The sequence below is a fragment of the Mesorhizobium sp. M7A.F.Ca.CA.004.12.1.1 genome (assembly GCF_003997835.1).
Taxonomy (GTDB): domain Bacteria; phylum Pseudomonadota; class Alphaproteobacteria; order Rhizobiales; family Rhizobiaceae; genus Mesorhizobium.
Map to the genome: position 1 here is coordinate 1 of NZ_RZRK01000125.1, position 10,532 is coordinate 10,532.

At 61.9% G+C, this 10,532-nt stretch carries 11 protein-coding genes and 4 pseudogenes; 6 read left to right on the top strand and 9 right to left on the bottom strand.

Going from position 1 to position 10,532, the window contains the following annotated elements; genetic code table 11:
- Positions 1 to 98: 98 nt before the first annotated feature.
- The gene (locus EN984_RS09225) at positions 99 to 761 is read left to right on the top strand and encodes a lysophospholipid acyltransferase family protein (RefSeq protein ID WP_127267052.1); all 663 of its coding nucleotides are present in this window, start codon (positions 99 to 101) and stop codon (positions 759 to 761) included.
- A complete protein-coding gene (locus EN984_RS09230) occupies positions 761 to 1,696 on the top strand; it encodes a phosphatidate cytidylyltransferase (RefSeq protein WP_127383711.1) in 936 nt (311 codons plus the stop codon). The genes EN984_RS09225 and EN984_RS09230 overlap by 1 nt, the downstream gene beginning before the upstream one ends.
- A gap of 37 nt (positions 1,697 to 1,733) precedes the next feature.
- Here the strand turns inward: EN984_RS09230 and EN984_RS09235 are convergent.
- The 8 genes and pseudogenes from EN984_RS09235 to EN984_RS38180 all read right to left on the bottom strand — a co-directional run.
- Positions 1,734 to 1,868, bottom strand: a pseudogene (locus EN984_RS09235) (iron chelate uptake ABC transporter family permease subunit); the annotation flags it as partial.
- A gap of 32 nt (positions 1,869 to 1,900) precedes the next feature.
- Positions 1,901 to 2,587, bottom strand: coding sequence for an ABC transporter ATP-binding protein (locus EN984_RS09240; RefSeq protein WP_127271619.1), 687 nt, complete (start codon positions 2,585 to 2,587; stop codon positions 1,901 to 1,903).
- The gene (locus tag EN984_RS09245) at positions 2,584 to 3,333 is read right to left on the bottom strand and encodes an ABC transporter ATP-binding protein (protein WP_127271621.1); all 750 of its coding nucleotides are present in this window, start codon (positions 3,331 to 3,333) and stop codon (positions 2,584 to 2,586) included. The genes EN984_RS09240 and EN984_RS09245 overlap by 4 nt, the downstream gene beginning before the upstream one ends.
- Positions 3,326 to 4,297 carry a branched-chain amino acid ABC transporter permease gene (locus EN984_RS09250; RefSeq protein WP_127271623.1) on the bottom strand — a complete coding sequence of 324 codons (972 nt, stop codon included), beginning with the start codon at positions 4,295 to 4,297 and terminating at the stop codon, positions 3,326 to 3,328. The genes EN984_RS09245 and EN984_RS09250 overlap by 8 nt, the downstream gene beginning before the upstream one ends.
- Before the next feature lie 8 nt (positions 4,298 to 4,305).
- Positions 4,306 to 5,226: a branched-chain amino acid ABC transporter permease gene (locus EN984_RS09255; RefSeq protein ID WP_127270515.1), complete on the bottom strand. Its 921-nt coding sequence runs from the start codon at positions 5,224 to 5,226 to the stop codon at positions 4,306 to 4,308.
- 137 nt (positions 5,227 to 5,363) lie between these two features.
- Positions 5,364 to 6,500, bottom strand: coding sequence for an ABC transporter substrate-binding protein (locus EN984_RS09260; RefSeq protein ID WP_127270513.1), 1,137 nt, complete (start codon positions 6,498 to 6,500; stop codon positions 5,364 to 5,366).
- Positions 6,501 to 6,542: 42 nt separating this feature from the next.
- Positions 6,543 to 6,688: pseudogene (locus EN984_RS09265) on the bottom strand (tryptophan 2,3-dioxygenase family protein); the annotation flags it as partial.
- A gap of 1 nt (position 6,689) precedes the next feature.
- A pseudogene (locus EN984_RS38180) lies at positions 6,690 to 6,874 on the bottom strand (2-aminobenzoate-CoA ligase); the annotation flags it as partial.
- A gap of 275 nt (positions 6,875 to 7,149) precedes the next feature.
- On the opposite strand from EN984_RS38180, the pseudogene EN984_RS09275 reads away from it, so the two are divergent.
- Positions 7,150 to 7,447: pseudogene (locus EN984_RS09275) on the top strand (phosphatidate cytidylyltransferase); the annotation flags it as partial.
- A 63-nt stretch (positions 7,448 to 7,510) separates the two neighbouring features.
- Here the strand turns inward: EN984_RS09275 and EN984_RS09280 are convergent.
- Positions 7,511 to 7,939: a Fur family transcriptional regulator gene (locus EN984_RS09280; RefSeq protein ID WP_023813521.1), complete on the bottom strand. Its 429-nt coding sequence runs from the start codon at positions 7,937 to 7,939 to the stop codon at positions 7,511 to 7,513.
- A 222-nt stretch (positions 7,940 to 8,161) separates the two neighbouring features.
- Between EN984_RS09280 and EN984_RS09285 the strand changes: the two genes are divergently transcribed.
- The 3 genes from EN984_RS09285 to EN984_RS09295 all read left to right on the top strand — a co-directional run.
- Positions 8,162 to 9,031, top strand: a complete 870-nt coding sequence (locus EN984_RS09285; protein WP_127267059.1) for a metal ABC transporter substrate-binding protein — start codon at positions 8,162 to 8,164, stop codon at positions 9,029 to 9,031.
- Positions 9,032 to 9,117: 86 nt separating this feature from the next.
- Positions 9,118 to 9,978, top strand: a complete 861-nt coding sequence (locus EN984_RS09290) for a manganese/iron ABC transporter ATP-binding protein (protein ID WP_206517197.1) — start codon at positions 9,118 to 9,120, stop codon at positions 9,976 to 9,978.
- Positions 9,975 to 10,532: iron chelate uptake ABC transporter family permease subunit (locus EN984_RS09295; RefSeq protein ID WP_164765417.1), on the top strand; the 558-nt coding region annotated here is incomplete at its 3' end. The genes EN984_RS09290 and EN984_RS09295, both read left to right, overlap by 4 nt.

Below are 10,532 nucleotides of genomic sequence, written 5' to 3' on the forward strand. Positions count from 1 at the left end.
CTGCAGCAAGGTGAAGGTCTTGAGCGAAAGCCTGTTCATCGCGCCGCCCTGGCTCTGTTCGCCGCAGCACTTCTGGCGTCAGGGTTTTGGGCGCCGCGATGAACAGGCTTTCGCTCAAGACCTTCACCTTGCTGCAGACGGTAACCTCCGTCGGCCTCTCGGCGCTGGCCCGGATGGTGACGGGCGTGCGTCCGATCTGGAACGGCAGCCTGCCCTCCGACCGCCAGCGCATCTATTTCGCCAACCACACCAGCCATGGCGACTTTATCCTGCTGTCGGCCTGTCTCAGCGAAAGCGAGCGCGCGATCACCCATGCTGTTGCCGCAGGCGAATATTGGGGGAAGTCGCGGCTGCGCCGCTTCATCGCGCAGGACATGCTGTCGTCGGTGCTCATCAACCGGCAGTGGACGAGACCTGAGGAAAACCCGATCGAGATCATGCTGTCGGTTCTCGACCAGGGCCACTCGCTGATCCTGTTTCCCGAAGGCACACGCAACATGACCGAAGAGCCGCTGCTGGCCTTCCGCTCCGGGCTCTACAATCTGTCGACGGCGCGGCCTCAGGTCGAGCTGATCCCGTGCTGGATCGAGAACATGTCGCGCGTGCTGCCCAAGGGCCAGTTCCTGCCGGTGCCGCTGCTGTGCCGCGTCGTCTTCGGCGCGCCGGTGGCGATCGGTCCGGGCGAAGAACGCCGCGCCTTCCTCGAACGCGCCCACGCCGCGCTTCTGGCGCTCAACCCGCGTCCCGAGCGAGACGATTGATGCGCCACGAAATCTCCATTCTGATCATCGGCCTGCTGGCGGTTTTGACCACCGCCAGCATCGTCGCGACCATCCTTTCGGCGCGAGCGCCGAAGCCGCTTAGCTCAACGCTGGTCAATCTCAGCCAGCGGATCAACGCCTGGTGGGTGATGGTGGCGCTGATGACGGTCGCCTTCTTCTTCGGGCGTTACGGGATGACCATCCTGTTCGCTCTGATCTCCTTCGCCGCGCTGCGCGAATTCGTGACGCTGACGCACCCCCGCCGCAGCGACCATTGGGTGCTGCTCGGCATGTTCGGCATCATCATACCGTTTCAATATTGGCTGGTGTGGACCGCCTGGTACGGGCTCTTCGTCATCTTCATTCCGGTCTATTGCTTCCTGCTGATGCCGGCCATCACGGCGCTGCATGGCGACACTGAACGCTTCCTCGAGCGCATCGCCGCGCAGCAATGGGCGGTGATGATCTCGGTCTATTGCGTCAGCCATGTCCCTGCCCTGCTGACACTCGAGGTGCCGGGCTTCGAAGGCCGCACCCTGCTGCTGATCGCGTTCCTGATCATCGTCGTGCAAGGCAGCGACGTGCTGCAGTACATCTTCGGCAAGCTGTTTGGAAAACACCGTTTTTCGCCGAACGTCTCGCCGTCGAAAACCTGGGAAGGGCTGATCGGCGGACTGGTGTCGGCGAGCCTGCTCGGCGCGCTGCTATCCTTCGTGACACCCTTCTCGCCGCTGCAGGCAGCAGCCGTGGCCTTCGTCGCCTGCTCGATGGGATTTCTCGGCGGGCTGGTCGCCTCGGCCATCAAGCGCGATCAGGGCGTCAAGGACTGGGGCCATCTGATCGAAGGCCATGGCGGCATGATGGACCGCACCGACAGCCTGGTCTTCGCCGCCCCGGTGTTCTTCCACATCGTGCGCTATTTCTGGACGGTCTGAGCCGGCGGCCTGTTGCAAGAGCGGTTCATTGGCGCGCTCAGAGCCGGTTTTGGATCAGCATGGTGACGACGAAGAACGCGCCGACGGAGCTGGTGATGATGCCGATCGGCAGCTCCTGCGGCAGCAGCAGCGTTCGGGCCAGAAGATCGCTGGCCAGCAACAGCACCGCGCCGGGTCAGTTTGGAAGCCGTTTGACACCCTTTTTCATACGCCGAGATAGCGGTCCTGAATTTCTGGCGTCAGCGCCTCGGGCGTGCCTTCGAAGACGGTCATGCCCTTTTCCAGAACGAAGCAGCGGTCGGCCACAGGTAGAAGCTCGGCAAGCGTCTTGTCGACGATAAGGATCGACTGTCCGCTCGACTTGAGCTTGCGGATTGCTGCCCAGATGTCCTGGCGGATCACAGGTGCCAGACCCTCGGTCGCCTCGTCCAGAATGAGCAGGCTCGGATTGGTCATCAACGCGCGGCCGATGGCTACCATCTGCTGCTCGCCGCCCGACAGTGTACCGGCATATTGGTCGCGGCGTTCGCCGAGACGCGGAAACAGCTCGACAACTTTTTCCAATGTCCACGCGCTGCCGCGTGCTGCGGCCAGCAGGTTCTCCAGTACGGTCAGATTGGGAAAGCAGCGCCTTCCCTCCGGCACCAGACCCAGGCCAAGGCGCGCGATGCGGTGCGGGCGCATGCCGGCGACTTGGCGGCCGCCAAAGCTGATCGAGCCTGAGCGCGGTTTCGCGAGGCCGAGAATGGAATTGATCGTCGTCGTCTTGCCCATGCCGTTGCGGCCCATGAGCGCCACGACCTCACCCGCCCTGACGTCGAGCGAGACGCCGAACAGCGCCTGCGATGCGCCGTAGAAGGTTTCGACGCCGTTGAGTTCCAGCAGGCTCACGCAGTTTCTCCGAGATAGGCCCGGCGCACTTCGGGATCGTTGCGGATCTCGTCCACCGTGCCGGTGGCGATGACGCGGCCATAGACGAGGACCGAGATACGGTCGGCAAGCGCGAAGACGGCATCCATGTCGTGTTCGACGAGCAGGATCGGCGCTTCGTGGCGCAGGCCGTCGAGGAATTTCGTCAACGCTTTCGATCCGTCTGGCCCCATGCCGGCCATCGGCTCGTCGAACAAAAAGGCCTTCGATCCAAGGGCCAACGCAATGGCGATTTCGAGTTGACGGCGTTCGCCATGCGACAGCTCAGCGGCTGGCACGTAGGCGCGCCCGGCAAGGCCGACGCGCTCCAGCATCGCCATCGCCGGTTCTGTCAGGCTCTTGTCGCTCATCACGGGGCGTAAGAAGCGGAAGCTCGTTCCCTGGCGTGCCTGCACCGCCAGCATCACATTGCGCAGCGCGGAAAACTCCTGCGCGAGTGATGAGATCTGGAAGCTGCGGCCGAGCCCAAGCCGCCCGCGGGCCGCCATGTCGAGCCCGGCCATATCCTGGCCGAGAAAGCGGATACTGCCGCTGTCTGGCCGGAGCGAGCCCGAGATCTGGTGGATCAGCGTGCTTTTACCGGCTCCATTGGGGCCGATCAGCGCGTGGATTTCGCCCGGCTTGAGATCGAGGCTGACGCCGTCGGTGGCCTTCAGCGCGCCGAAAGTCTTTTTGAGATCGCGTATTTCGAGGACCAGCTCAGCCATGACGCGCCTCTCCAGCCAAAAGGCCAAGCAGCCCGCCGCGCGCGAACAAAACGACGCCGAGCAGGATCAGGCCAAGGAAGAACTGCCAGCGTTCGGTGAAGCCGCCAAGCGCGAATTCGAACAGCACGTAAAGCATCGCGCCCGCAACCGGGCCGAACAGCCGACCCTTGCCGCCAAGGATGATGAGCACGATCAGCTCGCCCGACATGTGCCAGGACAGCATCGAGGGGCTGACGAAGCGGTTGAGATCGGCAAACAGCGCGCCGGCGAGGCCTGTGACCATGGCAGAGATGGCGAAGGCAACGAGCCTGATGTTGAAGGGTGCGATGCCGACGGCGGACAGCCTGGTCGCGTTCTGCCGTGCCGCCTGCAATGCGGCACCGAAGCGCGATCCGCGCAGCAGCCAGAACAGACCAAGTGCTGCCATCAGCACGACATAGCAGATCAGGAAATAGGTCAGGGACTGCGCCGTGTTCATACCGGGAAAGCCATTGCGGACATAGATCGACAGCCCGTCCTCGCCGCCATAGGCCGGCCAGGAGATGGCGAAGTAGTAGATCATCTGCGCGAAAGCGAGCGTGATCATGATGAAATAGACGCCCGTCGTGCGCAGGCTGATCGCGCCGATCGGCAAGGCGACAAGGCCGCAAACCAGGATAGCCACCGACCAGATGACCAGCATCGAGGTCGTGCCTTGCAGGCCAAACAACAGCGGTTCGGCGTTGAAGGCATGGGTCGCCAGGATGCCGGCGGCATAGCCGCCAAGGCCGAAGAAGGCGGCGTGGCCAAAGGATACCAGCCCGCCAAGACCAAGCGCGATGTTGAGCCCGACAGCAGCGAGCGCAAGGATCGTAATGCGCGTGGCAAGCGTGACGTAGAATTGCTCGCCCATTGCAGACGCACTGAACGGGATCGCTAGCAGCAGAAGTGCCAGCAGTATATTGATGATGGTTTCGCGGCTCATGGTGGCCCTTACGACTGCGCCGCAAACAGGCCGCTTGGCCTGAAAGCGAGGATCAGGGCCATGACTATGTAGATCAGCATGGAGGCGAGTGAGGCACCGATCAGCCCGGCCTGTGCCGTCGGCATCATCAACGCCAGCGCCTTGGGCAGGAGGAAGCGGCCCATCGTGTCGACGAGGCCGACGAGGATGGCACCGAACAGCGCACCCTTGATCGAGCCGATGCCGCCGATGACGATGACCACGAAGGCGAGGATGAGTGCTGGCTCGCCCATGCCGACCTGCACCGATTGCAGCGCACCGACCAGCGCGCCGGCAAGGCCGGCAAGGGCAGCACCTAGCGCGAAGACAACAGTGTAGAGCGTGCGGATGTCGACGCCGAGGGCTGCGATCATCTCGCGGTCGGATTCGCCGGCGCGGATGCGCATGCCGAGACGGGTGCGCGAGATCAGCAGATAGAGCCCCACAGCAACGGCGATGCCGACGCCGATAATGGCGAGGCGGTAGAGCTGGTACTGGCCACCGCCGGGCAGGGGCACCGCGCCTTGCAGCAGCGGTGGGATGTCGAGATAAAGCGGAAACGAGCCAGACAGCCAGCGCGTGCCTTCCGAAAAGATCAGGATCAGCGCAAACGTCGCCAGCACCTGGTCAAGATGGTCGCGCTCATAAAGCCTGCGGATGACAACGATCTCCATGACCGCACCGGCGGCTGCCGCAGCGATCAGGCTCGCCACCAGACCGATCCAGAACGAACCAGTGGCGGCGGCGACCGTGGCACAGGCAAAGGCGCCGACCATGTAGAGCGAGCCATGGGCGAGGTTGATCAGGCCCATGACTCCGAAGATCAGCGTCAGGCCGGCGGCCATGAGGAACAGCATCACTCCGAGCTGCAGCCCGTTGAGAAGTTGTTCGATCAGAAGGGCGATGGACAAATGAACGATCCGGACTGTGGTTCAAGGCGGGGAATGCCGAAGCAAGCCGCTGCAAGATACGGCGATGCGGCCTCGCCGCGGCCCCGGCCCCGTCGATGACGAGGCCGGCACTTTAGCAAAGCGGATGCAGCCTTGGGCTACATCTTGCACTGGTCGGCATAGGCGTCCTTGTGGTGTTCGAAGGCGGTGGCGATGATCTTGTTGGTCAAGACATCGCCTTCCTTTACCACCTCACGGACGTAGATGTTCTGGACCGGATGATTGTTGGTGTTGAAGGTGAACTCGCCGCGCACCGACTTGAAATCGGCTGCCTTGAGGGCCGCGCGGAACGCGTCCTTGTCCTTAACACTGGCCTTGGACAGCGCAGACAGGATCAGGTTCGCCGTATCCCAGCTCTGGGCGGCGTAGATTGAGGGCAGGCGATTGTATTCGGCCTTGAAGGCCTCGACGAACTGCTTGTTGGCTTCGTTGTCGAGGTCCCTGGACCAGCTCGCCGAGTTCTTGACGCCAAGGGCTGCGTCGCCAACCGCGGGCAAAATGTCCTGGTCGAAGGAGAAGCCAGGACCCATGACCGGGATGTTCACGCCCGACTGGGCGTACTGCTTCATGAAGGAAATGCCCATGCCGCCAGGCAGGAAGAAGAACACCGAGTCGGCACCGGAATCGCGGATCTGGGCGATCTCGGCGGCGTAGTCGGCCTGGCCGATCTGGGTGTAGGCCTCGCCTGCCAGCTCGCCCTTGTAGTAGCGCTTGAAGCCGGTCAGCGAATCCTTGCCAGCCGGGTAGTTGGGCGCGAGGATGAAGGTCTTCTTGTAGTCCTTGTTGGCGTACTGACCCATCGCCTCATGGAAATTGTCGTTCTGGTAGGCGACGTTGAAATAGTTCTTGTTGCACTTGGCGCCGGCAAGGGCCGACGGGCCGGCATTGGGCGACAAATAGATGACGTCCTGCGCCACCGCGTTGGGCACCACCGCCATCGCCAGGTTCGACCAGATGATACCGGTGAGCAGGTCGACCTTGTCGCTCTGGATCATCTTTTCGGCGAGCTGCACCGCGATCTCGGGCTTCTGGGCATCGTCTTCGATGACCAGTTCGACATCTTTGTTGCCGGACTGTTTCATCGCCAGCGTAAAGGCATCGCGCATGTCGACGCCGAGACCCGCACCGCCGCCCGAAAGCGTGGTGATGACGCCGATCTTGACGGGTTCGGCATAGGCAAGGCCAGATGTGGCCAGCGACAAAGCGAACATGCTGGATGCCAGGATATTCTTCATTTTTCTCTCCTTCCCAGTGTTTTCAATATAGATAAAATAGCTTTAGAGCCGGGTGCGAACTTTCCAGAGTTCAGTGAACAGTTCAACCTCCAGCATCTCTTCAGATACGAAGCGCCCGACGTGCCGCCGGTGCTGCGTTTCATGCCGATGATGCGTTCGACTGTGGTGACATGATTGAAGCGCCAGCGCCCGGCCATTGCCGATCGGCGCGGTGTGGTCACCCAGACCCTTTTCGACCAGACGTCGGTCAGTTCGACACCGGCATTAAGGTATTCGGGGTAGTCGAAGCCATCGAGCAGGAAGTTCGGCCACTGTTCCTCGGGCGGAAGGTTGTCGCGCGTGAACGTGTCGATATGCGCTGACGGTCCAAGCATTCTGCGGCTGTCCCCTAGATGCTCGTTGCCACGGTCTTGTCGCCGTGCGTGTGTTTGAATACGCAACTTGCGGGGAGGCTTTGCGCCGACGCCGGGCTGGTCATCCGGCATATGCGGCAGCACCCGGCGCGATCGAATATGCGACCGGCATTTGGCACAGCGAGACCTCCCACGCTCTCGACTGACGATTGAGAATTGCACCAGACCAAATTTATTTCAAGCCTAAAGTTTTTAGCCATGCCCGAGCGTTGGTGCACAAATGCGGCATGTTCGGCATCTTCGGCAAGCTCTTTGGAAAACACCGTTTTTCGCCGAACGTCTCGCCGTCGAAAACCTGGGAAGGCCTGATCGGCACGCCCTTCTCGCCGCTGCAGGCGGCGGCCGTGGCCTTCGTCGCCTGCTCGATGGGATTTCTTGGCGGGTTGGTCGCCTCGGCCATCAAGCGCGACCAGGGCGTCAAGGACTGGGGCCATCTGATCGAAGGCCATGGCGGCATGATGGACCGCACCGACAAGCCTGGTCTTCGCCGCGCCTGTCTTCTTTCACATTGTGCGCTATTTCTGGACGGTCTGAGCCGGCGGCGTCTTGCCCGCCGCGATCAGACCCGGATCAGCATGGTGACGACCAGAAACCACGCTATTTGGCGCGTTTCCTGACATACAGTTCCAGCTTGTGGCGGACGATTTCGAAGCCAAGCTCCGACGCTATCTCGGCCTGCAGTTTCTCGATTTTGTCGGAACGGAACTCGATCACCTGACCGGTGTCGAGGTCGATGAGATGGTCGTGATGTTCACGGTCCGCGTTTTCGAACCGGGCGCGGCCCTCGTCGAAGGCATGACGCTGGATGGCGCCTTTCTCCTCCAGGAGCCGCAACGTCCGGTAGACGGTCGACAAGGAAATGCTGCCGTCGATCTGGTGGGCACGAGAATACAATTCGTTCGCGTCCGGATGGTCGTGCGCATCCGCCAGCAGCCGCAAGATCACCTTGCGTTGTTCGGTCATCCGGACACCGGCGGCTTTCAAATTGCTCCGGAATCGCTCGAAAAGGTCGTTATCCGCTTTCATCCGCCATACTTAGCCGCGTTGCCACGCGACTGCAATTAGCTACTTGCAAATCAGTTGCAACTGCAATATTAGATGCAAATCAAACGCATTAGCATGACGTGAGCAGCGCATGGGCGACGATCAACTCCAGTCGAAAGGCATCCGATGACTGTTTCTGCTTCCCCAACCCGCAGGACGATGCTGCGGGCGCTTGGCGGCCTTGTGGCCATCGGTTTTGCGACGATGGCGAGCCTCGTTCCGGTCATGGCACAGGAGACCCAGCCTGCGGCAGGGAAGGTTCTGCGCGTCGTGACGACGTTCACGATCATCCAGGATATCGCGCAAAACGTAGCCGGGACCGCGGCAATCGTAGAGTCGGTGACCAAGCCCGGCGCCGAAATCCACGACTATCAGCCGACGCCGCTCGACGTGGTGAAGGCGCAATCGGCCGACCTCGTGCTCTGGAACGGCATGAACCTCGAACGCTGGTTCGAGAAATTCTTCGACAACGTGAAGAACGTGCCGAGCGCCGTCGTCACGGACGGTGTCGAGCCGATGGGGATCAAGGAGGGGCCCTACGAAGGCAAGCCCAATCCGCATGCGTGGATGTCGCCGAAGAACGCCCTCATCTATGTCGAGAACATCCGCAAGGCGCTGTCCAAGGCGGATCCGGCAAACGCCCAGGTCTATGCCGCCAACGCCGCCGCCTATTCGGAAAAGATCAAGGCAATCGACGAGCCCATGCGCAAGCGCCTGTCGGCGATCCCCACGGACCAACGCTGGCTGGTTACAAGCGAAGGCGCTTTCAGCTACCTGGCACGCGACTTCGATCTGCGCGAAGCCTATCTGTGGCCGATCAACGCCGACCAGCAAGGCACTCCGCAACAGGCGCGCAAGCTCATCGACCTGGTGCGCGAGAACAAGATTCCGGTGGTGTTCAGCGAAAGCACCATTTCGGACAAGGCGGCCAAGCAAGTCGCGCGCGAAACCGGAGCCACCTATGGAGGCGTTCTCTACGTCGATTCGCTGAGCGAGGAAGACGGCCCGGTTCCGACCTATCTGAAGCTTCTCGAAACCACCGTCGAGACTATCGTCCAGGGGTTCGGCGGGTGACCGGGGTTCGCACCGCGCTCGCTCCGGACAGCGTCCAGGGCAGCCATGATCGAACATCGACCGGTAGCGGCCGGGTCGTTGCCTCCATCGACGTGGACGACGTCACCGTCAGCTATTCAAGCGGGGTCACGGCCGTACACTCCGCCTCTTTCAGGCTCGGCGCCTCCACCATCTGCGCGCTGGTCGGCGTCAACGGCTCCGGCAAATCGACGCTGTTCAAGGCGCTGATGGGCTTCCTGACGCCGTCGACCGGAACAGTGCTTATCGCCGGATTGCCGGTCCACGCAGCGCTGAAGCGCGGCCTGGTAGCGTATGTGCCGCAGAGCGAGGATGTCGACTGGAACTTTCCGGTGCTGGTGGAAGATGTCGTCATGATGGGCCGCTATGGCCACATGAATTTTCTGCGTATCCCACGCAGAGCCGATCGCATGGCGGTCGACGCGGCGCTGGAACGGGTCGGCATGACCGATTTTCGCAAGCGCCAGATCGGCGAACTGAGCGGCGGCCAGAAGAAGCGCGTGTTCCTGGCGCGCGCTCTGGCGCAGGGCGGCGAGATCATCCTGCTCGACGAGCCGTTCACCGGCGTCGACGTGCAGACCGAAGCAGCGATCATCGATCTCCTTCGGTCGATGCGCGACGACGGCAAGCTGATGTTGGTGTCGACGCACAATCTCGGCAGCATCGTCAATTTCTGCGACCATGTCGTCATCTTCAACAAGACGGTGCTGGCCTTCGGACCGACAGAGACAACGTTTACGCAAGCCAATCTTGCGAAAGCTTTTGGCGGCGTGCTGAGGCATCTACGCCTCGGCGGCGCCGATCTTCACGACGACCCCGACGCTCGCCACCTGACCGTGCTGACCGATGACGAGCGCCCTCTGGTGCTTTACGGCGAGCGCGATCAAGAGAAGATGATGAAGCCCGACAGCGGATCGCCAGCCCCGTGATTGACATCCTGCTGGAACCCTTCACCTACAACTACATGGCCAAGGCCATCTGGGTCAGCGCCCTGGTCGGCATGGTCTGCGCGTTCCTGTCCTGCTATCTCATACTCAAGGGCTGGGCCCTGATGGGCGACGCGCTTGCCCACTCGGTGGTGCCGGGCGTTGCGGCCGCCTACATGCTGGCCCTTCCCTATGCCGCCGGCGCATTCGCCTCCGGCCTCATCGCCGCACTCGGCATCACCTTGGTGCGGCGCGTGACGCAACTTCGCGAGGACGCCGTGATCGGCCTTGTCTTTACAACGCTGTTCGCTGGCGGGCTGCTGATTGCGTCGATCAGTCCGACCTCCGTAAACATCCAGTCCATCGTACTCGGCAACATCCTCGCAATCTCCGACGAGGATGTAACCCAGGTCATCCTCATCGCAGCGGTTTCGCTGGCTGTATTGGGGCTTCGATGGAAGGATATGATGCTGGTGTTCTTCGATGAGAACCATGCGCGCGGCGTCGGCCTGAATCCGTGGCGGTTGCGGGTCCTGTTCTTCGTGCTGCTCAGCGCC